Origin of the sequence: Bacillus sp. EKM202B, from assembly GCF_011066025.1 — a bacterium.
GTDB classification, from domain to species: domain Bacteria; phylum Bacillota; class Bacilli; order Bacillales; family Bacillaceae_G; genus Bacillus_A; species Bacillus_A toyonensis.
On sequence record NZ_JAAMNK010000011.1, the window covers coordinates 54,943 to 79,993 of the forward strand.

Sequence of the window (25,051 nt, forward strand, 5' to 3'; positions counted from 1 at the left end):
AGTCTCCTTTCCTACGCTTTTTGTGTGCCTAAGTCTGCAAGCACATCTAAAATTTCTTTATAAAACTCTTCACGTGTACCACCACGGTGAATTTCTTTATATAGCTCACCATCTTGAATGAATAAAATACGCTGACAGTAACTTGCACTATACGGATCATGTGTAACCATCATAATAGATACACCTTGATCTTCATTTAAGTTTGTCATCGCATCAAGTAAACTCGCTGCATTTTTAGAATCAAGCGCTCCTGTTGGCTCGTCCCCTAAAATAATTGCTGGCTCATGTACTAAAGCGCGCGCTGCTGCCGAACGTTGCTTTTGTCCACCAGATACTTCAGATGGATACTTTTGAAGTATTTCTGTGATTCCTAACATATCTGCTACTTTTTCTACTTTCGGTCCAATGTTACGTGATGAAACACCTTGAAGTGAAAGTGGAAGTGCAATGTTTTCGTAAATAGATAAGTTCTCTAATAAGTTAAAGTCTTGGAAGATGAATCCTAACTTTTGTGAACGGAAATCTGAAAGCTCACCTTGCTTCATTTTTGTAATATCCGTACCCGCAATTTCAACAACGCCGCCTGTTGCTTTATCTAACGTTGAAATTACATTTAATAATGTCGTTTTACCAGAACCAGATGGTCCCATAATTCCTACAAACTCACCCTCTTGAATTGAGAATGATACACCTTTTAACGCGTGTGATTGGTTCTCACCTTTTTTACCGTACACTTTTTGAACGTTTTTCACGTCTACAACTGGTTTCGTCATATATATCCTCCTATGCTTGTTTTTCCATTACCTATTTTGCGCTTTTTGGAGGGGAACTGCTATTTGTTAACATTACATTTACCTTACACTTTTGTAATATAAAAAACGGGCGTGTGTAAGGTTCGTTCGTAAATGAATTTTTATCAGTGATTTTCAAAATATATCGACTTACCGACAAAAGATAACAATAAAAATAGGCTGTTCCACAAAAGGAACAGCCGACTTCTCTCTTTATTTCTTTAAAGGTGTTACCGTCCAATACGTAATAACACGCCAAATCCATTCTAGTGGACCCATTTTAAAGATTTTCATCCAAATTACACTAAAAACAATTTGAATTGCATAAATTGCGATACAAACATATAACGTCTGCATGTATGTTAAGTTTCCTACAAAGTTAAATACACTACCTGCAATTAAGATCATTGCAGTTTGTCCAATATAATTTGTTAACGCCATACGACCGTAGTATTTCAGTGGTGCTAACAATGTTTGAACTGGTTTTAGCTGAAGTAATAAAATTAATGCTCCGACATAGAAAGCTGAAATAATCGGTCCGACTGTAACACCAATTTTTAAGAATTGACCTGTAGCATCTATTGTTCCATCTTCATTCATGATTATCATATTTACGAATGGCTCAGCAGGAACGTGCCCATATTGATACCATAACGCTGCAACACTTAATACAAACATAATGCCTGTAAAAATAGCGACTTGTTTAATTTTCGCTGAAAGGTTTTCAAATACTTTATACTGCCCTGCAGCAAGGCCTAATAAAATTAATCCTAATGGTAATAGTTCCTTAAAAGCCATAATACTAAAAGCTATTGTAAGAATAAGACCAATTACTAAATTCACTTCTTTTTTCGCTTTATAAAATGGTAAAACGATTAACCCGCAAATTGCATATAACGTTAATGCCTCTCCTGGCTGAAACATGTAATGAATCAAACCGAAAATAAATAGTGCAACTACTCGGCGTAGAAATAGAACATATCCATTCTTCCCTTTCGCAATTGCTCTCGTTATAAAGATATAGAATCCTACTCCAAATAAGAATGAGAAGATTGAGAAGAAACGACCTTCTACAAATAAGTATAGAAACCTTTGATAACTTGCATCCACTGTATTAGGGTCTGGAATTTTAATATTAAGTAGTGCAAGAATATTTACTAAAATAATCCCCAGTAGTGCGAAACCACGAATGTAATCTAACTCATCAATTCGTTTGTTTGTAATATTGTTCCCCATAAAGCAACTCCTTGTATAAAATTTAATCCTTCCTTACTCTACTGGAAAAGGACAATCGTAACTATCGGTTAACCTTACAGGAATCTTACATTATTGTAATATAATAAAATAAAACCAGGTCATATTGCGACCTGGTCTACTCTGATTGCTTCGATCTTTGAGGTTGTCCTTTTTTACTGTTGCGCTGTTTCACTTGCACAACTGGATCAAGCTCATTCGAAAACTCAGCGTTATGTCCATTTTGTGTTTTTTGCTCTGGGTTATTTTGATCTGAACGTTTCGCCATTACATTCACTCCTTATTAGTGCGGTGTAATAATCATTTGGTGTTGCAATTGGCGAATTGCCATACGTGCTCTATTTAACTGCTCACGTTGCTCATCATTCGCATGTTGTTGCATCGTTTGTAAATCGTTATATGCTTGTTCTAATTGTAACTGTGCATCTGAATACTCCATCGTATTGTAATGCTCTTGTCTCATACCAAGATCTAATTGCTCTTTCGCATATTCCACCGCTTGTTCCGCCTGTGTAATATACGATTCAAGTGATTGACGCTCTGCCATAATTGTCCCTCCTTGCTTCAATTCCCCTTTAGTGTGTCCCTTCCATCTGAACCTTATGAGTATGTTATAATGGATTTTATTTGTTTCATTTTGACTCGTCTTAGGAGGGAAAGTAATGAAGGTTCAAAACCCTTTTCCATATACAAACGACAATAAACGTTATCATACATGGAATTACCATTTACGAAATGAATTTGGTGAAAAAATCTTTAAAGTTTCATTAGATGCTGGCTTCGATTGCCCGAACCGTGACGGTACAGTTGCTTATGGTGGCTGTACATTTTGCAGTGCCGCTGGATCTGGTGACTTCGCTGGCGATCGCCGCGATGATGTTATAACGCAATATCATGAAATGAAAGAAAAAATGCACGCAAAGTGGAAAGACGGAAAATGTATCGCTTATTTCCAGGCGTACACAAATACACATGCTCCACTTGAAGTGTTAAAAGAAAAATTTGAACCGCTTCTAGCAGAAAAAGACGTTGTCGGTCTTTCTATCGCAACTCGTCCAGATTGTTTACCGGACGATGTCGTTGCATATTTAGCAGACTTAAATAAACGCACTTATCTTTGGGTTGAGCTTGGACTACAAACTGTCCATGAACGTACTGCCAATCTTATTAACCGCGCCCACGATTATCCGTCTTACGTTGCAGGTGTAAATAAATTACGTAAGCACGGCATTAGAGTTTGCTCTCATATTATTAATGGTCTTCCACTTGAAGATTACGACATGATGATGGAAACAGCTCGTGAAGTAGCGAAGCTTGACGTACAAGGAATTAAAATTCATTTGCTTCATTTATTAAAAGGAACGCCAATGGTGAAGCAATATGAAAAAGGACAATTGGAGTTTCTTTCTCTTGAAGATTACGTAAGTCTCGTTGTTGACCAACTTGAAATGATTCCAGAAGACGTAATTGTGCACCGTATCACAGGTGACGGTCCACCTGATTTAATGATTGGCCCAATGTGGAGCTTAAATAAATGGGAAGTATTAAATTCCATCGATGCAGAATTTGTACGCCGCGGAAGCTGGCAAGGAAAATATGCAAATGAGGAGAAACAAAAATGAAATTAGAACGTGTATTACCGTTTGCTCGCTCGCTGCTGCAAACGGCTGTTAAAGAAGGCGATTACGCTGTAGATGCAACACTCGGAAATGGTCATGATGCTTGCTTCCTAGCTGAAATTGTTGGAGATAACGGAAAAGTATTTGGATTTGATATTCAAAAAGAAGCAATTGAAAGTTCTACTATCCGTCTAAAAGAAAAAAAACTTTTCGAACGTACTGTTTTAGTTCACGATAGTCACGATACACTTGTATCCGTATTACCAGAAGATGCAAAAGGAAAAGTAACAGGCGCAATCTTCAACTTAGGTTACCTTCCAGGCGGAGACAAACATATCGTTACAAAGCCGAACTCAACGATTTCGGCGATTGAACAATTATTAGAAGTAATGGCACCTGAAGGTATCATCGTCCTTGTCATTTACCACGGACATCCAGAAGGACAAGTAGAACGCGACGCTGTACTTAAATTTGCAGAAGAACTCGACCAAAAACAAGCTCACGTTTTGCGATACGGCTTCATTAACCAGCAAAATAACCCGCCATTTATTGTGGCGATTGAGAAGCGATAAAGTGAAACTTTAATCAGTGGGGCATCCCCCGTTAATGCCCTCACCAATCGAGCATTAACGGGGTAATTATATCAACGATTTTTCAATTATATCTATCATAACTCGGGATATATCAACGATTTTTTCGATATATCTATCATAACTTACAATATATCAACGATTTCTTGGATATATCGATTGTTCGACAAAACATAACAAAAAAAGACGTGCACTCACTGCACGTCTTTTTGTTATTCTCCTATATAATGGATATATACAATGTTAAAGGAGACGAAAAAATGATTGGAATACTAGCAGGAATGGGGCCAAAATCAACTGGGCCATTCGTCGATACAGTTGTAGCAGAGTGCCAAACAATATATGGAGCAAAACATGATATGGACTTTCCTCATATGATGATTTATTCTTGCCCAACACCGTTTTACATGGATCGTCCTATCGATCACGAAGCGATGAAAAAAGCGATTATTGAAGGAGCACAAAAACTCGAAAGTGCTGGTGTAGACTTTATTGCTATGCCGTGCAATACAGCGCATCTTTATTTTGAAGAATTACAGCATTCTCTTTCTATTCCAATTTTGAATATAGTCGATGAGACGTTACGAGCAATTCCTGAAACTGTAAAAAGAGTCGCTCTTCTCGCAACAGAAGCGACTGTTCAAGCTGGAATTTACCAAGACGGGATTGCAAAACGTAATATAGAATACCTCCATAATGAAAAATGGCAGGAGATGATTAATCAAATTATTACTTGTATTAAAAGCGGAGAAGTTGAAGAAGCCCGCAAATTATGGAGCGCACTCGTTTTACAATTAAAAGATGAAATAGATACTGCTATTATCGCATGTACTGATTTGAATGTTGTGGCGAGTGAGGATTTTGTGGATTCTGCTCAATGTCTTGCTGAGGCGGTTGTTAGGATGTATCTATCAAATACTAAGAGATCTTCATAAACATAGAAAACAGCCCTTTTAAAATGTGTTTTTTGTTTGCTAAAAACCCCCAAAACTTTTAACTTTCTTCACAATTCTTTCAAAGTATCCACACTTAATCTCGCTATATTAAATAAGTAGTTATTCATATAGGGAAGGTTAGGGGAACTGAAAGTATGAAAGTAAATCGTTCGCTTCATTACATTTTTTGGCGTTGGCATTTTTATGCTGGTCTTTTTATTACGCCACTTCTTATTACTTTGTCACTGAGCGGAATTGGGTATTTATTTCGGGAAGAGGTTGAGGATTTCATCTATAAAGATTTGTATTTTGGGAAGAGCGCCCAAACAGAGTCTATTTCGATGTCTGATTCTATTTCCTTAACAGAGAAAAAATATCCACATTATAGCGTGGCGAAAATTAGTGAGTTTAATGGGGATTATAATACGAGGCTTACTATTGCGAATGAATATACTGGGCAACAAAAATATGTGTATTTAGACAGCAATAATCAAATTGTTGGGGATCAAAATGCAAGTGAAACGTTTGCCAATATCATGAGGGAATTACATAGTTCTCTTTTAGTTGGTGGCACTGTCGTCAACTATACTGTAGAACTTGCGGCATGCTGGACAATCTTTTTAATCGTAACCGGATTGTACATGAGTATACGCCAATTCAAAAACACACCATCATCCAATAAGCGAGAAAAAGCAAAAAGACGTCATTCTATTATCGGTATTATATTTACAATTCCTCTCTTTCTGCTAGTCGCATCTGGATTGCCGTGGTCAGGATTTATGGGCAACCAAATTTATAAAATCGCAGCGTCGAATGAATCGATCGGATATCCCAAATTGTATATGGCACCACCTGAATCGAAGGTAAAAGAATTGCCGTGGGCAACAAGAAAAGAAGCTCCGCCTGAATCGAATTCAAATGAACCGAAAGCAATTTCTGTCGATGAATTACAAAAAGAAATTGAAATAAAAAAGCCATATGTTATCTCACTACCAGCTGATCCGAAAGGTGTATTCACTGTTTCGAAATCGAGCGGTTCTGGTATTACAGGTATGCATGTTGCACCAAATGAAGAGATAACAGCTTACTTTGATCAATATAGCGGGGAACTCATTTCAAAAACGGACTATCGTGATTATGGATTACTTGCACAATGGTTCACTTACGGCATCCCGCTTCACGAAGGACATTTATTCGGATGGCCAAATAAAATATTATGCTTACTAACGACATTTTCTTTATTACTTCTCATTTATTACGGAATAAAAATGTGGTTAGCAAGAAAGCCGAAAGGAAAATTAGCAGCACCGCCAAAGCAAAGAGATAAGAAAAGCGTACTCGTTTTCTTTATCATGATGGTTATACTAGGCGCTGTCATGCCTTTATTCGGACTGTCTGTTTTAGTTATTTTTGCGATTGAACTTCTTATATATGTATTTTCAAAAATACGATTATAATGAAAAGAAAACCACTCATATAGAGTGGTTTTCTTCATCACTGCGCCATTTTCTTTCGGTACAACTTCCCGTTCCAATAGAAGAATCGTGAAGTAAGCCCTCCGTATTTTACAATGCGCCGTGCCATTTTGTGCATATTCTTTTGTGCTGATACTTTTTGGTCTGATAAATAAATACCAAGTAACCCTCGGCTAATAAGACGATGAAACTTCGCATGAGGCAAATCACCAATGCTGTTCTCTGCTTCTTCTACAAAATGTTTCATGCGATCTAATATCGCTTGCTCATTTTCGTAATAACTACAGAAATTCAAATCTCCGCCTATACGGTCTTCTTCTTGATCAATGAAATAATCAAGTAAGATATGAAGTCCTTGTACGTAAGGGAAGTACCCTTGTCTAATTTTCGCAATATCTTCATCATGTAATTCATCATGAAATGCATATGCTACAAGACAGAAAATTCCAAGTGTAGAACCGGCACATGCTGAAAATTCAAACCAGCTCATCTCAGGTAAGTTTTCTTTATGTGCTTCAAACCAAGTTTTCAGGCGCGGCTCTCTTTCTTCTAACTTCACGTGTTTATGAATTTGCAAATCACAATAATAACAAGCTAGTTCATGAAGAACAGGAGCAATTTTGTCATAGTGCTTCGTTTTCTTTAAAACATCTTGGCACGTTTCAACAAGTTCATCTAAATAACCACCATCATCTTGATCATCACGATAACGATAATAATTACCGCCACCTTCTACTTCAGGTGATAATGCCATTAACATGGATTCATGCAGCGCGGCAAAATCGTTCGGATCAAGTGATGTACTGCGATCACATAAATTATCTAAATAGTCGCTAATCGTTTGATACGCTACGATAAAACGAATACATTCCTCTCGGTGTCCATTTGCTAATAGCGCTAAAATGCCACCGCCCTCGCAATGAAACGTTTTATGCTCAATACTTGCGATTGCCTGACTATGAAGCTCATCATTCGGAATATGGTAGGCACGCTCTTTCCACATCGCTAGCTCATGGTGTACAACCGGAAACACATCACGGTATACTTTCGCCATGAGCGTTATGGGATTACTCGGTACGTTCACTTCTTCCTTCATCTCCTCTATTCATTGTACAAATAATTTACTTATTTGTTTCTATTATGTTATTGATACGTATTTCAGTAAATGACTGAATATAATTCAAAATTTCATCACGCTCATACTCATTTAATAATTCATGATAACAATTAGGCCATTCTTTATATCCCTTATCACTTATTTTAACATTATCAAACCACATGCGGACACGTGTTTTATCTACAAGTTTATCCTCACATGCTTGCATTAGCAAGAGCGGAACATCTGGAAAATCGTTTATTTTCTTATGGGCCATTTCAATAGACTTAATTAATTCACTATACCAACGTACTGATACTTTGCGCAAGAACAATGAATCATTCTCCATCGCATCTCTCACTTCATGATTACGTGTCGACATTTCCACTGTAAGATTCGTTGCAAATTGCAATTTTGGTGCAACAACATTTAATATTTTTGAAGCCGCTCGAAGCGGAGCAGCAGGTGCAGCTAATACGCCTAAACATGGCGAACTTAAAATGATACCATCTATATCTTCTCTCTTCGTTTCTTGCATCATACGAATCACGATAAGACCGCCCATACTATGACCGAATAGAAAAATAGGTACCCGGTATTTTCTAGCTTCTTTCACCCATAATTTAACTTCTTCTATGTATTCATCAAATGAATCAATATGTCCTCTATTTCTCGAAGTCGTTCCATGTGACGGAAGGTCTCCCATCACGACGTGGTAGCCGATATGATTCCACATTTCCGCGACCGCTTCGTAGCGTCCGTGATATTCCATTGCGCCGTGTACAATAACGACTACAGCTTTCGCTTCCTCCGCTTCATAATTCCACATACAGACCTCCTCCATTTCACTCTTTTTCATAATTTGATACACTAAAACTAGTCTCTAGGAAAGGAAGGCTTTACATGATATATCCTTATAAAGAAAAAAAACCAAAAATTTCGAGTAGTGCTTTTATCGCTGACTATGTTACGATTACAGGCGATGTTTCCATTGGTGAAGAAGCAAGTATTTGGTTTAATACAGTCATCCGAGGTGACGTATCACCGACTATAATTGGAGACCGGGTAAATGTACAAGATCAATGTACACTCCACCAAAGCCCTCAGTATCCTCTTATTTTAGAAGATGACGTTACAGTTGGACATCAAGTCATTTTACATAGCTGTCACATTAAAAAAGATGCTTTAATTGGAATGGGATCTATTATATTAGATGGTGCTGAAATTGGTGAAGGAGCCTTTATCGGTGCTGGGAGTCTCGTTTCACAAGGGAAGAAAATTCCACCAAATACGTTAGCGTTCGGTCGCCCAGCGAAAGTCATTCGTGAATTAACAGAAGAAGACCGTAAAGACATGGAACGAATTCGCACACAATACGTTGAAAAAGGTCAATACTATAAATCATTACAAAAATAATTTTCCTGCTGCCATAAGATTGGCAGCTTTTTTCATCCCGATTGGTGAAGGCTAATAATCAGTGGTGGATGAACAGAATCCCCACTGATTAAAGTTTCACTTTATAAAAACTAACTTTTTCTTTACAAAACATTATTATTCCCTCAACAAAATCTTATTAAAATAGAAGCAAATATCTCCATATATATGTAGATGAGGGAGGATAATTTTCATGAAGGTCAGTGGATTATATAAAATAGAATGTTACATTTTCAAAGAAATTAATCGCTACTTTGATCAAAAAACATTAAATATCTTTTTCAGCAATATTACTCATATTGGTGGTGCCACTTTCTCCATTGCACTCACACTTTTCTTTTTAATTTTCGCAAAAGGGACTTTGCATCAAGCTGCAATTGCAACTGCTATTTCTTTAGCAATTAGCCATATTCCTGTGCAAATATTAAAAAGATGGTATCCGCGAAAACGTCCTTATTTAGCAATTCAGGATGCAAAATATCCAGTCCATCCATTAAAAGACCACTCTTTCCCGTCTGGTCATACAACGGCTGTTTTCTCTGTGTTCATTCCATTTATTTGCTATAATCCAAGCTTACTTGTTTTTCTATTACCGCTAGCATTATGCGTCGGGATTTCTCGCATTTATTTAGGGCTTCACTATCCGTCAGACGTATTCGTCGGTATGTGCCTCGGCACTTGCTCTGGCATCATCTCTTTTTATCAATGCATCCCACTCTTCACGTAAAGGAGCGATATGATGAGAGTCGCCATATTTACCGATACTTTTACACCACAAATCAATGGGGTTGCGAAAACATTAGAGCGATTAACACGTTACTTTCAAAAAGAAAAGATTGCCTATTCTGTTTTCGCCCCTCAGCATACCGCTGAAGATAATTTCGTAGCAAATGTGAACAAAATGAGAAGTATCCCGTTAACAATATTATATCCAGAATGCCGCTTTTCTTTTCCTACTCCGCGCATTAAACGGGAACTTCTTACCTTTAAACCTGATATGATTCACATTGCTACACCTTTCAACATGGGACTTTGTGGATTGTATTATGCAAAAAAGTTAAACATTCCAGTTGTCGGTTCTTATCATACTGATTTCGATGCCTATTTACGCTATTACAAAATCGAATTCCTCTCTAATATGCTTTGGAACTATTTAAAATGGTTTCATAGTCATATGCAAAAGAATTTTGTTCCTTCCTCTGAAACATTACATCAACTAAAAAATAAAGGGTTTCAGTCCCTCTCTATTTGGGGACGTGGTGTAGATTGCACACTCTTTCATCCAGCTTATAATACAGACCTATTCCGAAAAAAATATAATATTACAGCGAAGTATGTCCTTTCCTATGTTGGACGGATTGCTCCTGAAAAAGATATTGATACGTTGCAAGACCTTATCGTTAAATCCGCGCATACTCGAAACGACATTCATTGGCTCATCGCCGGAGATGGTCCTCTAGCAGCAAACTTATGTGAAGCTGTCTCGAAAACAAATGTCACTTTTACTGGCTATTTACAAGGTGAAGATTTAGCTGAAGCATATGCTTGTTCTAACATAATGGTATTTCCATCAGCTACTGAAACGTTTGGAAATGTCGTACTCGAATCACTTGCATGTGGTACCCCTGTCATTGGTGCAAATAGTGGCGGAGTTAAAAATATTATTACAGATGGAAAAACGGGAGTTCTTTGTTCACCAAAAGATGCGGATGCATTTCTATCATCCATTTATTCTTTATTACAAAATAAAGAAAAACTTATACAGATGGGAATAGCAGCTTCGTCTTATGCGAAATCCAAAAGCTGGGATGAGATTTTTCGTGGCTTACTTAATCAATATGAAGAAGTCCTTCAGCACACCACATCAGAATTACTCGCTTAAACACAAAAACTCCCTTCAAAAAAATGAAGGGAGTTTATTACACGAACACAAATTTTAGTTTAATAAATGATACATAAGGTTAAATATCACTTTATTTCTATATTCATTATAACAAAAATAAACATAACTAAACAGACTTGTAATAAAAACCCATAAAAATTAATATATGGTTATACAGTATTTTTACTGTATAGTGATTTTAAGAATTCCCCTTAAAATCAGCTTACTCACATACCTTTATACAGCAATTGTTCCCCAATTCTGTATATCAAAAAACTTTTCATTCATTTGAAAGGTTTTTTTGAGCTTGCGCATATTCTTCTTTCGTATTTACATTTATAAACCATTCTGCATTTGCTTGTATATCTTCTCCGGCAACATATTTCACATTACATTGTAATAAAAGCTGCCCCATACTTCTTTTTTCTTCTTGAAGTAAAGTATAAATCTTTTCTTTCACACGGTTATGATACGCTGCAAGTAACGGTTGTTTTCTTCCATTAATAATAGGTACAACCGCATCATATTCATTGTTCGTTTGCTCTAATAAAATAGTAAACCACTCATGCGAAACATTTGGCGCATCGCAAGGCATAATAGCGTACCAATCTGCTTCTATATATTCCATTCCTGATACAATTCCAGCAAGTGGACCGTTTCCTTTATAGTGCGGAATATCTTCTATAACAGGAACTTGTACGAATTGCTCCACTCGCTCTTTTATATCAGAATGACTAATGACTACAACCTCTTGGAGCGTCCTTGTCATCACTTTCAAAATATGCTCAATAAAAGTACTCCCTTGCCAGCTCGCTAACGCTTTCGGCTCACCAAACCTACTCGACATACCGCCCGCTAATACAATTCCAGCCCATTTACTCATTGGCGATGCAGCTCGAATGTAATATGACCTAACTCCGGTAAAATCAACTTATTCATCGCAAGGCGAACTGCTCCGCTAGATCCTGGCATTGAAAAGACAACTTTTCGCCCAATTGTGCCACCAATCGCTCTACTTAACATTGCACTACTTCCGATATCTTCTAAATAACTAATCATGCGGAACAACTCACCAAATCCGACAATTTCTTTATCTAATAAAGCTGATACAGTTTCAATTGTGACATCACGTTTCGTAATACCTGTACCACCATTTGTTAATACAACATCAACATCTTCCTTATGATAACCAGCTAACACTGCTTGCTGAATACTTTCTTGATCATCTTTTACAATTTCATAAGAAGTCACTGTATGGCCTGCTTCTTTTAACAATTCATGTAATAGTTGTCCGCTCTTATCTGTCTCTTCCGTACGTGTATCGGAAATTGTTACAATCTTGCAACGCACTTCTTTTGGCGCTTGTTTTTTATGTTCATTGACACTCATTTTTACTCTTCCTTTCTTAAAGACTTTTCTTCATTTTATCATACATATCTTTACACAATTATGTATGAAGCCGATGATGCATCATGATACAATATAAGTATAGTAATCCACAAAAAGGAAAATGAAAAACATTCTTTCTTATCCCCCTAGACTTCACATCATTAGCTAACCTTTAACTTTTCTTATATTTTCTACGTAGTAGAATTCAGTTTTTAAAATTGCACTACCAAATAAATCGGAGGTCTACCTATTATGGAACTATACAAAAAATTAACAACAACATTCATCCTCTTATTCGTTGCTTCCATCACTGTCGGTTTTTCTCTAAAAGGAGCAATTCCATACGCCACATTAGTAAGTATTATATTCGCAACGCTATTTTTACTAAGCAGTGCCTTTTGCGCGGGTAAAGCACGTCAAATGAAAGGTTGATTGCATATGTTACATAAGAAACGGACCATTTGTAAATCATGTGAAAAAGAAATACAAACATATGAAAAATCATGGATTCATATGCCATTTCCAGCAAGTGGTATGACTAATATGAAAAAATATATTGAGCTAGACGGAGAAGTGTATTGTAAATCATGCATTCAAATTGTAAGTAAAACGAAATAAAAAAAGCTTTGCGCTCACTGCGCAAAGCTTTTTTTCATATATTATAGACCAGCTTGCTCTTTTAAAGTAGCTGCTTTGTCTGTACGTTCCCATGAAAGATCTACATCAGTACGTCCAAAGTGACCGTAAGCTGCTGTTTGTTTGTAAATTGGGCGACGTAAGTCTAGCATTTTAATAATACCAGCTGGGCGAAGATCGAAGTTGTTACGAACTAGTTCTACTAGTACGTCTTCAGATACTTTACCAGTGCCAAATGTATCAACTGAAATTGATACTGGTTGTGCTACGCCAATTGCGTATGCAAGTTGTACTTCTGCTTTGTCAGCAAGGCCAGCTGCTACGATATTTTTCGCAACATAACGAGCTGCATATGCTGCAGAACGGTCAACTTTCGTTGCATCTTTACCAGAGAATGCACCGCCACCGTGGCGAGCGTATCCACCGTAAGTATCAACGATGATTTTACGTCCTGTTAAACCAGCATCACCTTGAGGTCCACCAATTACGAAGCGGCCAGTTGGGTTAATGAAGAATTTCGTTTCTCCATCCATTAATTCTGCTGGAACTACAGCTTTAATTACATGCTCTTTTAAATCGCGATCGATTTCTTCCCATGTAACATCTGGATGATGCTGTGTAGAAATTACAATTGTATCTACACGTACAGGTTTACCATTTTCATCATACTCAATTGTAACTTGCGTTTTTCCATCCGGACGTAAGTATGATAATGTGTCATCTTTACGTACTTCAGTTAAACGGCGAGCTAATTTGTGAGCAAGCGAGATTGGAAGTGGCATTAATTCTTGTGTTTCATTACATGCAAAACCAAACATTAAACCTTGGTCTCCTGCACCAATTGCCTCAATCTCAGCGTCAGTCATTTGACCTTCGCGTGCTTCTAGCGCTTGGTCAACACCCATAGCGATGTCAGCAGATTGCTCATCGATAGATGTTAAAACTGCACAAGTTTCTGCATCGAATCCGTATTTTGCGCGTGTGTAACCAATGCCTTGAATTGTTTCACGAACGATTTTTGGAATGTCTACGTAAGTAGAAGTCGTAATTTCCCCCGCTACCAATACTAAACCAGTTGTTACAGTTGTTTCACAAGCTACACGTGCATTTGCGTCTTTTGATAAGATCGCATCTAAAATTGAATCAGAAATTTGGTCACAAATTTTATCTGGATGTCCTTCAGTTACAGACTCAGATGTGAACAGATGACGTTTTTTTGTCATGTGGTAAACCTCCCTACAGTAATTGTATATATTGTACGGAACTCATCCTTAATTTGCCACAAACTGCGACATACATTTATTCTCCCACACAAGCATACAGAAAAACCTTTCCTACTTAACATAGAGGAAAGGTTTAATTTGCTACTTGCATACTGCTTTTTGCCCTTTGCTCTTATCGTTCGAGACCATTAGCCTCGCACAGGTTTTAGCACCTATTCACATGTATTTACCACTACAAGTGAGGTTGCTGGGCTTCATCGGGCCTGTCCCTCCGCCAGCTCGGGATAAGAGAGTATCCGTCCCAACCTATACTAAAGAAATGATATTCATTTGTCAATTAATATTCACATTTTCCTGAAAGTTTTTCTCAATACGCCTGGAATGAAATATTAATAAGGAAATAATACATTCACACAAACAAAAATAAATAAATAGTATACATTATTTATATAATTGTGTTATACTCTTGATGGGGATTACGAGAAATATTTCATTAAATGAAAAGGATGGTATATAAATATGAGTACTGTGAATGTCCAAATCGGTTTACATGAATTATTGAACGGAAGCAATGCACAGATTCAACTAAGTGTTCCGCAATTAGTGGAAAAAGTATTAATGCGAAATGAAGGGAAATTAACTTCTACTGGTGCAGTTTCTGCTTCAACAGGAAAATACACAGGACGTTCTCCTAAAGATAAATTTATTGTGAAAGAAGCATCGGTTGCTGACAAAATTGCTTGGGGAGCTGTGAACCAACCGATTTCTGAAGAACATTTTAATAAATTATATACTAAAGTTTTAGAATACTTAAAAGAAAAAGAAGAGTTATTCGTCTTCAAAGGATTTGCAGGCGCTGATCGCAACTATCGCCTACCAATTCAAGTTATTAACGAATATGCATGGCACAATCTATTTGTACATCAATTATTTATTCGTCCAACTGAAGAAGAATTAACAACTCATGAATCAGAGTTTACAATTGTTTCTGCACCGAACTTTAAAGCAGATCCAGTAATTGACGGTACAAACTCTGAAGCATTCATCATGGTTTCATTCGAAAAACGTATCGTACTAATCGGTGGTACAGAATACGCTGGAGAAATGAAAAAATCAATCTTCTCTATTATGAACTTCTTACTACCTGAACAAGATATTCTTTCTATGCATTGCTCTGCAAACGTAGGTGAAGAAGGTGACGTAGCACTATTCTTCGGTTTATCTGGAACAGGTAAAACAACTTTATCTGCTGATCCAAACCGTAAATTAATCGGTGATGATGAGCATGGTTGGTCTGATAACGGTGTATTCAATATTGAAGGCGGTTGCTATGCGAAATGTGTAAACCTTTCTCATGAGAAAGAACCACAAATCTTTGATGCAATCAAATTTGGATCTGTTTTAGAAAACGTTGTCATTAATGATCAAACACGCATCGCTGACTATAACGATACTACTTTAACAGAAAATACACGTGCTGCCTACCCTATGCATGCGATTGACAATATCGTGCTGCCAAGTGTTGCAGGACATCCAAATACAATCATTTTCTTAACTGCTGATGCATCTGGCGTATTGCCTCCAATCAGTAAGTTATCAAAAGAACAAGCTATGTACCATTTCTTAAGTGGTTACACTAGTAAACTAGCAGGAACAGAGCGCGGCGTTACATCTCCGCAAGCTACATTCTCAACTTGCTTCGGTTCACCATTCTTACCACTTGATGCATCTCGCTATGCTGAAATGCTTGGTGAAAAAATTGAGAAACACGATGCGAAAGTATTCTTAGTAAACACTGGCTGGACTGGTGGCGAATACGGTGTTGGTAAGCGTATGAACTTAGGTTACACTCGCGCAATGATTCAAGCAGCACTAAGCGGTGAACTTGCAAAAGCTGAAACTGCTAAACATGACATCTTCGGTCTTGAAGTACCTCTTCACGTACCAGGTGTACCTGACGAAGTATTAATGCCTGAACAAACTTGGGCTGATAAAGCTGCTTACAAAACAAAAGCAATTGAACTTGCAAACGAATTCAAAGAGAACTTCAAAAAGTTCGACAGCGTTTCTGAAGCTATTATTAACTTAGGCGGTCCAATCGCTTAAGTTAAAACTTTCTGTTGGAATAACCCTTTACTCATATGAATAAGTGTCGTGTAACCGAAAAGTTTCGCGTACTCACCGACAAAACCCAATGCGGCTTAACGGTTACACACACTTACATAAAAAAGAAGCTTACGTTTTTACGTAAGCTTCTTTCTATCTATTTTTTATACAAGTACGGAGCTAAAAAAGGCTCTAACCGCTTCTAACCATCGCCGGATTCTCTATTCCATCTAAAAAATTCCCAACCACAATCTACAATTCATATACTTAAATTTTCACACATATAAATCACAGATTCAAACACACAAACTTTTTTCCTACTTACTACATCCTTCTGGTCTCACACTGCCTGGAACTAAAAAAGGCTCTAACCGCTTCTAGCCACCGCTGGATCCTCTATCCCATCTAAAGAGCAGCTTTTATCTTTTTATCTCTTCGTTAATTCTTTCTCATCTTTCATGCTATAGTAGCCTAAATTAACAACAATTAAGAAATAACCGCCCATAATCCCTACTGCAAAAGCCCACATCACCATATGGTGCTCAATTTCGTACATAATAATAGCACCCAAAATAGCAGCGGCAAAACGGTTAAACATACCGAGCGTCGGTGCTTTCGTTTTCTTTACAATGCTATCTCCAAGCTTCTCAATTCGTCTCCCTAAAAGCCAAACACAATACATACTTACGATAAGTCCAATTCCTGCACCTAGAAAATGCGCTGAAAACGGCGTTAACATCCAGCCTAATAGCAGAATACCTAGTAAATAATACGATTGAATTTTAAACGATCTTAATGACATACTAATCATGCTGTACCCCTCTTCAGTAGTTTTAATCTATCCAACAAAAGCTGTATAACTCATTTCTTTCGAGTTCATACTACTTAAAATTCTCTTCACTCAAATTAAAAACAACATAAACCCAATGTTTATGTTGTTTAAATGTTTTCAGAAAATAATATTATACAAGATTTCGAACATCATATTCTTATAATTTGTGACGTTTTTCCAAACATTTTTCGTCCATTTATGAAAAAAGTGATATCAATCTATGAACATACGGATATGATGTAATAAATACACAAATAAAGGGGGCGTCTAATGATTTATTTTTTAATGGCTCTCATTCATCTCATTGTACCTGCACTTATTGGACTTTCGCTATATTGGTACACGAAAAATCATAGTATTTTCTACGCTGTCCTCGGTGTTCTCCTTCCAGGTATTATTCTTATCACACTCTTCCGTATTCCATTTTTAAACTTAATTCCACTTATTACTGCTATCTTATTTCTCGTCTTCTTACCAAAAATAAAAAAATAGGAAAGCAGATCATAAGTGATCTGTTTTCCTATTTTGATATAGGTTCCTGTACGGTAGTATGAACTTTTACTTTCTCCAATTTTACAAACCATAGACCAAAGAAAATGATTATCCCACCGATCATTTGTTGTAATGAAATAGATTCATTTGCCCATATAGCTGCAAATAAAACCGCTACAATCGGTGTAATATACATATATACCATCGTATGGGATGCCCCAATTTTTTGAACACCGATATACCACATTACTAAACCAAATACTGTTACAAAGAAAATAGAATATAGTAAAGCAAATAGTGTCATCCCTTTTGTAATGTGAAACGGCATGACAAATACATGTGGACCACTTAATAATAAAAGCGGAATTGCTCCAACTAATGCCGACCATGCAGTAACACGTAGTGCTGAATATTTTTTAATTAATGGCCCTGCTAAAACAGGATAAAGCCCCCAGCATATTGATGTAATCATTCCAATTCCATTCCCGTAAAAAGAACTAGCGAGTGAATGCCCCGCTACTAAAACTAATGCTGCACCCACAAAGGCAATCATAGAACCAATTAACTTCCGAGAAGAAAACTTTTCTTGTTTCAAAAAAACCGCAAATAAAGTTGTAAAAATAGGTGAAATAGAAATGAGTAAAGAGGCATTTGTAGCGGATGTATATTTAACAGTTTCCATAAATAACGTTTGATATAGTACAATACCTACAAAACTAACAACGATTAATCTTGGTATATCTTTTCGCTCCACATAAAGCGACTTTTCAATAAAGAATGTAAGCAATAACAGTAACGGTGCCGCCGCCATCATCCGAATAGCAGTAAACTCAATTGCTGTAAATTCTACAAGCCCATATTTTGCAATGGTATAGTTAATACCCCAAATCATAACCACACTTAAAATTAATAACTCAATTCCCCATCTTCTCATGCGTATCCCCTCCGCAAAGAAAATTATACAGAAAATTCAATCATGTGTACATTTCATTATGTGAAAAAATCTTTTTATTGTATCAAGAGCTTTACTTTGACACATGAAATTATATCGGCGATTTTTAAGTATATCGACTTATCAACAAAAAACGGCAATAATAACACCTTATGCAATAAAAAAGACGATTCCAAAAACATATTGGAACCGTCTTTTCTTTATTATACTCGAACATGTAACTTCATATTTGGATTATAAAACTGGCTCGGGCTTTTTAACTGAAGAGTTCCTCCACCTTCATGCCAATCAACCGTTAACTTATCATCCATAAATACAAGCTTTGTACGATCGGCGATAAAGCTAAGTGTACTTGATTCAATATCTACATCACGCTCATCTTTTTCAGCTACAGCTACTAAATCAATGATTCCGCTCATAACACAACCGCAACCTTCATTATCGTAAAATAATTTTATATATTTCGCTTCATTTGGAATCGTATCCATAATTTTTTTATATGCTGCTTCTGTTACAGTAACGTACATCTGTTAATGTTCATCCTTTCTTCTCATATCATTCATATATTGTACCACTATTTTTCTAAAACTTTGTATACAGAAAATTAAGACTAATATACAATGTATGTGATAAAGGAGGTTCTATCACTGATGTCTCAACTAAAGCGATATCCTATTTTATTAGGCCTATTAGGTAGCTTTTTTATTTCTAGCGGAATGATATTACAACATATACTTCCCTATTCTCCTTCTATTGGTTGGATTCTAGGTTTTATTTGTTTCCTATCCGCTTCTTATTTTGCCATGAACAATAAAAATAACTAATAGAGTAAGAATTAGTTTAAGGAGGATAACACAACATGCCAGCTTTAAAAGAAATAGAACAATCACTCAATCATATATTCCAAATCGAAAAATACGGAAAAGACATTGCCTTTAGTCGCTTTATCCCTGCTGTATATGATTCTATCCAATTTCCATGGCAACAATTTTTTGAAGCAACTTTTGTAGAGCTATTTAACGGTCTTATGATACGAGGGGCTGAAAATGTAAACAAAGTATTTTTAGCTGTATTCCCTACAGATGACGTTCTTGAAGCCTTCATTTCACAATCGACACCTGGTGATTTACTCTTTATGCATCATCCACTTGTAATGGAGTGCGGTGATCCGCTTGGAAAATCAGGCCGTGGTTTTATTCCCATTCCAGAAAAATATTTGCAGGCGATAAAAGAAAAACAACTTTCTATATATACATGTCACGGACCAATGGATTTTCATCAAACGTATGGAACAAGCATTTCAATCGCAAAAGCACTCCAAGCCAGTGTAATTGACGGATTTGCTTACGGTGGTCCAGAAAGCGAGCCAGTCGGTCTCATTTGTGAAATAGATGAAACATCAACAGAAGCACTCCAAAAACGTCTAAAAAAACTCTTCCACATTCCTTACACAGACTTCGGAGGTAAACAACACGATTCCATTAAAAAAATTGCAATTATCGCTGGATGTGGCGATGTCGTATCTTTAATGAACGAAGCAGAAGAAAAAGGTGCTGAAGCATATATTGCAGGAGAAATCCATTGCCATATCGACAATGATTACGGTAGACATAAATACTCGCTCATTATGGATTATGTAAAAACAACGAATATGTCACTCATCGGTGTGTCGCACTCTGCCTCTGAATACTTAGTGAAAGAGACATTGATATATGATTGGTTTAAAGAGAACTTTCGTTTGGATATTACTTTAATTCCGCAGGAGAAATGGTGGTTATAAAAGGACACTTTAATTAGTGAAGATGGGTACACACATCAATTTATTTTTTACAGAATAAAAAAGGAGATCGCTCTCAAGTAAGTAATCTCCCTTTTTCGAATATTTTATCATTACATCGGCAACATTACCTTTACCGTCGTTCCAACTCCAACTTCACTTTCAAAGCTCATTTTACCGTTGTGGTCTTTAATAATTTTTTCTGTAACTACTAACCCTAAACCTGTGCCCGTTTCTTTCGTTGTGTAAAAAGCTTCATTTAACTTTGGAATTTTATCTTTTGGAATGCCGCACCCCTCATCTTTCACCTGAACGACGATTCCATCTTCTACGGTAACTTTAATCGTAATCGTCCCACCAACTGACATTGCTTCAATCCCATTTTTGATTAAATTAAAAAATACTTGTTTTAATCGTTTTTCGTCGCATGTAATTGACGGTATGTCTTTACTGTAAATACCTTGTATGTGCACCCCTTGTTCTAAAGCAGGCTTACCCATAACCCGAATAACATAAGCGATAATTTCTTGTATGTTATGAGTTTCTGATTCTAGCGATTTAGATTTCTCAAACCCACTAAGTTCTGTAGTAATTGTATGAATTCGTTCTACCTCTTGCTTCATAATATCGCTATAAATCTTATCCTCGGGATGCTTGTTCGCTTGTTTATTCACAAGTTTTTTTAAAGTTGCTAAAGGTCTTCTAATCTTATAGCCAATAACTGTTGCCATTTTTCCAACAGTTGCTAGCTTTTCTGTTTGTTTTATTTCTTTATCCATCATCTCAATCGTACGAATGTAAGACTGGAATCTCAAAAATATAATCCAACATATAATGGAGAATACGCTACATAATGCCATTGGGATTAAAACGAGAGAAGATTGAATAATGATTCCAATAAGAGCGTACCTTCCAACAATTATCCCTATAACTAACCAAAAATATTTTTTACTCACGAAGATTGGTGCAAATAAAATGAAAAATCCTTCTACTATATTTCCACCATCAAACTCAGCATCACTACCAGAATAAATCATAATATTATGGATAAAATCTAATATATTATAGCCAATTAAAATGATATACTTTACCGCAAATGGATTCTTCCATTTCATAAAATATATGCCGATGCAAAACAATATCACCATCCAAAAATAGAGCCATAAACCTAAACCATCTTCGAATTTTCCTACTCCTTCTTGTTCTCCCCCTATTAAAGGTACGATAAATTCATAGGCAAGATCATATACAAAAAATATAATAAAAAATAAGCTTAAAAATACTTTGAGTGCCTTTATTTCTTCATTTTTAAATATATAGCCTTTATTCATATGGTAACTCCTAGCTTTTCTTCCACTTGGATTTCATAATTTCCAAACTTCATTGGAAGAATGATGTCTATTCTTGTTCCAATATCTCTTTCACTTACAATGCATAATTCACCAAGATGCTCGGCAACAATTCGATCCGCTACCGTAAGTCCTAGACCAATTTTATCTTGTTTCGTTGTATAAAAAGCCTCTGTCACACGGGCTAAATTTTCCTTCTTAATACCGTAACCACTATCGATTATACTTATCATCACATAATCTTTCCCTTTATTTTCTAATCGCAAATCTAAAATGCCACCTTGCTCCATTGCCTCCAGAGCATTATTTATGACATATAAAAAAACTCCTCTTATTTTTCGTTCATCACATTCAACTTCCACTGTTTTTTCTTCCACATTAGAAATAAGTTGAACATTTGATTCATTCATTTTTTCGCGAAGAGTTTTTACTGCTTGTAATACAATTTTTCCTACATCATGTTTCTCATAAATAGAAGGTTTACATGTAGCAACTTCCATTAACTCACTTATCATATTATTCATATTTTCTATTTCAAAGATCATTCGTTTATAAATAGGATCATCTTCATGCTTCTCTCGCTGTAATTGTGTAAATCCTTTTAACGAAGCAAGTGGATTTTTAATTTCATGCCCGACTGTCGCTGCCATTTTTCCGATCACTGCTAATTTTTGTGATTCACTAGCAATCTTAATACTTTCCTTTACAGCTGAAAGATATTGTAAAAATCGATTTAAAATGATGTATGCAGCTATTAATAAAAGTGTGTACATAATAAGAAACATAAACGCTTTTACTTCCTCTAATACAAATAAATAAATCACATATTTCCCTATAATCGTAGCAAGTAAAAACACAAAATACTTTTTATTTAAAAATATAGGTACAAAGAAAATGAGAATAATTTCTATTATATTTACCCCATCAAATGCCGCCTTATTATAAAGAATATACGAAAGTATATTAGCCATTTCTATCCCTATGTATGCAAATAAACATGTATATTTAACAAGGTTTGCTTTCTCTTTTTTTATTAAATATATATTCACGCCGAGTATTGCTGTTCCACAAATAACTTGCCATAGTATGTTATGTCCCTTATCCGTTAGTGATTTATTTTCTAATACGATTGCATAGAAAATTTGATATGCAGTAACAGTAACAAATAGCACCCATAAGAAAATTTTTGCATTCCTTTCTTCTTCTTTATATGATAGAAAACTTTCTTTCACTTTAACACCCCTTCAAAATAATATCTCGAAGAATACCATTTATTATAATAAATGATTTTCATAGACAAACAAAGATAAATCGAACATTTGAGGAAAATCATACCAACAGTGTAATATCTTCAGACTATATGCAAGCATAAAAACTACAATCAATAATACGTATATTATGGGAGGTGTTTTATATGGACGGCAAAAAAAATAAAAAGACAGAACAGCTCCAATCCTTTACACCCGAAAATGAAGGGAAGGAGATGACAACAAATACAGGTGTTAAAATTTCAAATGATGAAAACTCTTTAACTGCCAGTGATCGTGGCCCTACCCTTCTGGAAGATTTTCTTATGCGAGAAAAGCTTTCTCATTTTGATCGTGAACGAATTCCTGAAAGAGTCGTTCATGCACGAGGATACGGAGCACATGGCATTTTTGAGTTATATGAATCTTTAGAAGAGCTAACAATGGCACACTTTCTACAAAACCCTTCAAAAACAACACCACTTTTCGTTCGTTTTTCTGAAGTAGCGGGATCAAAAGGAGCCAATGAAACGAATCGAGATGTTAGAGGATTCGCTGTTAAATTTTATACAGAAGAAGGAAATTTCGACTTAGTAGGAAATAACATACCAATTTTCTTCATTCAAGATGGTATTAAATTTCCTGATCTTATTCACGCCCTTAAACCAGAGCCACATAATGAAATTCCACAGGGCCAAACAGCACATGATACTTTTTGGGACTTCATCGCCAATAATCAAGAATCAGCTGCAATGATGATGTGGATTATGTCCGACCGTACAATTCCAAGAAGTTTTCGAATGATGCAAGGATTTGGCGTTCATACATTTCGTTTCGTTAATAAAAATGGAAAGTCGCGATTCGTAAAATTCCACTGGAAGCCAAAGCTCGGCGTTCATTCGTTAATTTGGGATAGAGCATACTAACACATATAAGGGGGATACTTCATGTTTGTTACGGTCGAGAAAGATGTTCATATTTTTGTGCAAGACGTTAATCCCGGTCCCGGTAGTAAAACTGTTTTTTTCGTCCATGGCTGGCCTTTAAATCATCAAATGTATCAATATCAACTCAATGTTTTACCGGAGCACGGCTTTCGCTGCATCGCCATGGATATACGCGGAAATGGGCAATCTGATAAGCCATGGACTGGTTACACGTATGACCGATTAGCTGATGATATTGCAATTGTTCTGGAAGCACTCCAAGTAGAAAATGCTACGTTAGTCGGTTTTTCAGTCGGCGGTGCTCTTTCTATTCGCTATATGTCTCGCTACAATGGGCGTCGTATTTCTAAGCTCGCATTAATTGATGCCGTCTCTCCTTCTTTCGTGAAAAATCAAGAGTCCCCTTACGGTGTACCAAAAGAACAAGCAGATACCCTCATTCATCAAATGTATGTAAATTTACCAAAATTTTTAAGTGATGTATCTTTATCATTTTTCAATAGAAACTTAGGAGCTGCAACCCTTGAATGGTTTTCTTATCTCGGTATGCAGTCCGCTTCCTATGCTCTCATCAAAATTTTGCAAGCAGCTGCAAACGAAGACGTAACGAAAGACTTAAGTAAAATTAACGTTCCAACAAAAATATTCCACGGCGTTCACGACCAACTGATCCCATACAAAAGTGCTGAACTCACGCAAAAACGGATTAAAAATGCTCAACTACATGCTCTTACAAATAGTGGTCACGGCTCTCCAATCGACCAAGCAGATGAATTAAATGCAGAACTTATAAAATTTTTAAATTCATAGTTTCCTTACAGCAAATTCTTTTTTATTAACTATCTTTTTTGTTTACCCAATTAAACCGGCCCATTCGTAAGTAAGAATAACTACGATACGAATGATACATTCTGTTATCTTCTCATCTCCTGTTTTAATTTATCCCATCGAATATCATTACAACTTATTTTTCAAAGAAAGTGAAAGTATATGCCCTATAGGTTATTTGTTGAAGTGAATGAAGT

Annotated in this window: 27 protein-coding genes, 1 pseudogene and 1 riboswitch; of the genes and pseudogenes, 14 read left to right on the forward strand and 14 right to left on the reverse strand. The window is 36.3% G+C overall.

All coding sequences use genetic code 11. From position 1 onward, the window contains the following. Positions 1–11 precede the first annotated feature (11 nt). The 4 genes from G9F74_RS15205 to G9F74_RS15220 all read right to left on the reverse strand — a co-directional run bounded on the left by G9F74_RS15205 (position 12) and on the right by G9F74_RS15220 (position 2,592). Entirely contained in the window at positions 12–773 is a 762-nt protein-coding gene (locus G9F74_RS15205) for an ABC transporter ATP-binding protein (protein WP_000165849.1), read from the reverse strand. A 231-nt stretch (positions 774–1,004) separates the two neighbouring features. After that, positions 1,005–2,027, reverse strand: a complete 1,023-nt coding sequence (locus G9F74_RS15210) for a DUF418 domain-containing protein (protein WP_016109235.1) — start codon at positions 2,025–2,027, stop codon at positions 1,005–1,007. 136 nt (positions 2,028–2,163) lie between these two features. After that, positions 2,164–2,313, reverse strand: a complete 150-nt coding sequence (locus tag G9F74_RS15215) for a hypothetical protein (RefSeq protein ID WP_001129345.1) — start codon at positions 2,311–2,313, stop codon at positions 2,164–2,166. Between the two features lie 15 nt (positions 2,314–2,328). Further along, positions 2,329–2,592, reverse strand: coding sequence for a YtzC family protein (locus G9F74_RS15220; RefSeq protein WP_000840865.1), 264 nt, complete (start codon positions 2,590–2,592; stop codon positions 2,329–2,331). A 115-nt stretch (positions 2,593–2,707) separates the two neighbouring features. Here G9F74_RS15220 and mnmL point away from each other — a divergent pair, with 115 nt between their 5' ends. The 4 genes from mnmL to G9F74_RS15240 all read left to right on the forward strand — a co-directional run bounded on the left by mnmL (position 2,708) and on the right by G9F74_RS15240 (position 6,646). Further along, positions 2,708–3,667 carry a tRNA modification radical SAM protein MnmL/YtqA gene (gene mnmL, locus G9F74_RS15225; protein ID WP_000868008.1) on the forward strand — a complete coding sequence of 320 codons (960 nt, stop codon included), beginning with the start codon at positions 2,708–2,710 and terminating at the stop codon, positions 3,665–3,667. Next, complete coding sequence (gene mnmM / locus G9F74_RS15230; protein WP_000764466.1) at positions 3,664–4,236, forward strand: tRNA 5-(aminomethyl)-2-thiouridylate-methyltransferase MnmM; 573 nt, start codon at positions 3,664–3,666, stop codon at positions 4,234–4,236. Before mnmL ends, mnmM begins: the two co-directional genes overlap by 4 nt. 278 nt (positions 4,237–4,514) lie before the next feature. Further along, positions 4,515–5,189, forward strand: a complete 675-nt coding sequence (locus G9F74_RS15235) for an aspartate/glutamate racemase family protein (protein ID WP_016109236.1) — start codon at positions 4,515–4,517, stop codon at positions 5,187–5,189. 155 nt (positions 5,190–5,344) lie between these two features. Further along, complete coding sequence (locus G9F74_RS15240; RefSeq protein ID WP_000867831.1) at positions 5,345–6,646, forward strand: PepSY-associated TM helix domain-containing protein; 1,302 nt, start codon at positions 5,345–5,347, stop codon at positions 6,644–6,646. 37 nt (positions 6,647–6,683) lie between these two features. On the opposite strand, the gene G9F74_RS15245 is transcribed toward G9F74_RS15240, so the two are convergent. After that, complete coding sequence (locus tag G9F74_RS15245; RefSeq protein WP_016109237.1) at positions 6,684–7,748, reverse strand: tetraprenyl-beta-curcumene synthase family protein; 1,065 nt, start codon at positions 7,746–7,748, stop codon at positions 6,684–6,686. Between the two features lie 37 nt (positions 7,749–7,785). Next, on the reverse strand, positions 7,786–8,589 hold the full coding sequence (locus G9F74_RS15250; protein ID WP_016109238.1) for an alpha/beta hydrolase: 804 nt from the start codon (positions 8,587–8,589) through the stop codon (positions 7,786–7,788). 74 nt (positions 8,590–8,663) lie between these two features. On the opposite strand from G9F74_RS15250, the gene G9F74_RS15255 reads away from it, so the two are divergent. From G9F74_RS15255 to G9F74_RS15265, 3 genes are all read left to right on the forward strand, one after another. After that, the gene (locus G9F74_RS15255) at positions 8,664–9,176 is read left to right on the forward strand and encodes a gamma carbonic anhydrase (RefSeq protein WP_000640192.1); all 513 of its coding nucleotides are present in this window, start codon (positions 8,664–8,666) and stop codon (positions 9,174–9,176) included. 211 nt (positions 9,177–9,387) lie between these two features. Further along, on the forward strand, positions 9,388–9,921 hold the full coding sequence (locus G9F74_RS15260) for a phosphatase PAP2 family protein (RefSeq protein ID WP_016109239.1): 534 nt from the start codon (positions 9,388–9,390) through the stop codon (positions 9,919–9,921). Positions 9,922–9,933: 12 nt separating this feature from the next. Beyond that, positions 9,934–11,076: a glycosyltransferase family 4 protein gene (locus G9F74_RS15265; protein ID WP_016109240.1), complete on the forward strand. Its 1,143-nt coding sequence runs from the start codon at positions 9,934–9,936 to the stop codon at positions 11,074–11,076. Between the two features lie 280 nt (positions 11,077–11,356). Here the strand turns inward: G9F74_RS15265 and G9F74_RS15270 are convergent, their stop codons facing one another. Together G9F74_RS15270 and G9F74_RS15275 are read right to left on the reverse strand one after the other, a co-directional pair. Beyond that, positions 11,357–11,959, reverse strand: coding sequence for a molybdenum cofactor guanylyltransferase (locus G9F74_RS15270; RefSeq protein ID WP_000049466.1), 603 nt, complete (start codon positions 11,957–11,959; stop codon positions 11,357–11,359). Next, a complete protein-coding gene (locus G9F74_RS15275; RefSeq protein ID WP_016109241.1) occupies positions 11,956–12,465 on the reverse strand; it encodes a MogA/MoaB family molybdenum cofactor biosynthesis protein in 510 nt (169 codons plus the stop codon). The genes G9F74_RS15270 and G9F74_RS15275 overlap by 4 nt, the downstream gene beginning before the upstream one ends. Positions 12,466–12,717: 252 nt before the next feature. Between G9F74_RS15275 and G9F74_RS15280 the strand changes: the two genes are divergently transcribed. Together G9F74_RS15280 and G9F74_RS15285 are read left to right on the forward strand one after the other, a co-directional pair. Continuing rightward, positions 12,718–12,897 carry a hypothetical protein gene (locus tag G9F74_RS15280; RefSeq protein ID WP_000424805.1) on the forward strand — a complete coding sequence of 60 codons (180 nt, stop codon included), beginning with the start codon at positions 12,718–12,720 and terminating at the stop codon, positions 12,895–12,897. A 6-nt stretch (positions 12,898–12,903) separates the two neighbouring features. After that, positions 12,904–13,083: a hypothetical protein gene (locus tag G9F74_RS15285; protein WP_016109242.1), complete on the forward strand. Its 180-nt coding sequence runs from the start codon at positions 12,904–12,906 to the stop codon at positions 13,081–13,083. A gap of 41 nt (positions 13,084–13,124) precedes the next feature. On the opposite strand, the gene metK is transcribed toward G9F74_RS15285, so the two are convergent. Continuing rightward, entirely contained in the window at positions 13,125–14,324 is a 1,200-nt protein-coding gene (gene metK, locus G9F74_RS15290) for a methionine adenosyltransferase (protein WP_000163114.1), read from the reverse strand. Positions 14,325–14,493: 169 nt separating this feature from the next. Continuing rightward, a riboswitch (SAM riboswitch) is annotated at positions 14,494–14,615 on the reverse strand. A 228-nt stretch (positions 14,616–14,843) separates the two neighbouring features. Here metK and pckA point away from each other — a divergent pair. Then, the gene (pckA, locus tag G9F74_RS15295) at positions 14,844–16,430 is read left to right on the forward strand and encodes a phosphoenolpyruvate carboxykinase (ATP) (RefSeq protein ID WP_000108810.1); all 1,587 of its coding nucleotides are present in this window, start codon (positions 14,844–14,846) and stop codon (positions 16,428–16,430) included. A gap of 427 nt (positions 16,431–16,857) precedes the next feature. On the opposite strand, the gene G9F74_RS15300 is transcribed toward pckA, so the two are convergent. Beyond that, positions 16,858–17,241, reverse strand: coding sequence for an ATP synthase subunit I (locus G9F74_RS15300; RefSeq protein ID WP_000624935.1), 384 nt, complete (start codon positions 17,239–17,241; stop codon positions 16,858–16,860). Positions 17,242–17,532: 291 nt separating this feature from the next. Between G9F74_RS15300 and G9F74_RS15305 the strand changes: the two genes are divergently transcribed. Then, the gene (locus tag G9F74_RS15305; RefSeq protein WP_000639048.1) at positions 17,533–17,754 is read left to right on the forward strand and encodes a hypothetical protein; all 222 of its coding nucleotides are present in this window, start codon (positions 17,533–17,535) and stop codon (positions 17,752–17,754) included. A 28-nt stretch (positions 17,755–17,782) separates the two neighbouring features. On the opposite strand, the gene G9F74_RS15310 is transcribed toward G9F74_RS15305, so the two are convergent. Both G9F74_RS15310 and G9F74_RS15315 read right to left on the reverse strand, forming a co-directional pair. Continuing rightward, positions 17,783–18,688: a DMT family transporter gene (locus tag G9F74_RS15310; RefSeq protein WP_001255426.1), complete on the reverse strand. Its 906-nt coding sequence runs from the start codon at positions 18,686–18,688 to the stop codon at positions 17,783–17,785. Positions 18,689–18,909: 221 nt separating this feature from the next. Further along, positions 18,910–19,233 (reverse strand): iron-sulfur cluster biosynthesis family protein, encoded by a 324-nt coding sequence (locus G9F74_RS15315; RefSeq protein ID WP_000289564.1) that lies wholly within the window; start codon positions 19,231–19,233, stop codon positions 18,910–18,912. A 332-nt stretch (positions 19,234–19,565) separates the two neighbouring features. Here G9F74_RS15315 and G9F74_RS15320 point away from each other — a divergent pair, with 332 nt between their 5' ends. Then, positions 19,566–20,486, forward strand: coding sequence for a Nif3-like dinuclear metal center hexameric protein (locus G9F74_RS15320; protein WP_016109243.1), 921 nt, complete (start codon positions 19,566–19,568; stop codon positions 20,484–20,486). Positions 20,487–20,596: 110 nt separating this feature from the next. On the opposite strand, the gene G9F74_RS15325 is transcribed toward G9F74_RS15320, so the two are convergent. Together G9F74_RS15325 and G9F74_RS15330 are read right to left on the reverse strand one after the other, a co-directional pair. Continuing rightward, a complete protein-coding gene (locus G9F74_RS15325) occupies positions 20,597–21,814 on the reverse strand; it encodes an ATP-binding protein (protein ID WP_001032640.1) in 1,218 nt (405 codons plus the stop codon). Then, a complete protein-coding gene (locus G9F74_RS15330) occupies positions 21,811–23,064 on the reverse strand; it encodes an ATP-binding protein (RefSeq protein ID WP_000664869.1) in 1,254 nt (417 codons plus the stop codon). The genes G9F74_RS15325 and G9F74_RS15330 overlap by 4 nt, the downstream gene beginning before the upstream one ends. 182 nt (positions 23,065–23,246) lie before the next feature. Here G9F74_RS15330 and G9F74_RS15335 point away from each other — a divergent pair. Together G9F74_RS15335 and G9F74_RS15340 are read left to right on the forward strand one after the other, a co-directional pair. After that, a pseudogene (locus G9F74_RS15335) lies at positions 23,247–23,999 on the forward strand (catalase); the annotation flags it as partial. A 27-nt stretch (positions 24,000–24,026) separates the two neighbouring features. Then, positions 24,027–24,836 carry an alpha/beta fold hydrolase gene (locus G9F74_RS15340; protein ID WP_000498281.1) on the forward strand — a complete coding sequence of 270 codons (810 nt, stop codon included), beginning with the start codon at positions 24,027–24,029 and terminating at the stop codon, positions 24,834–24,836. Positions 24,837–25,051: the final 215 nt, after the last annotated feature.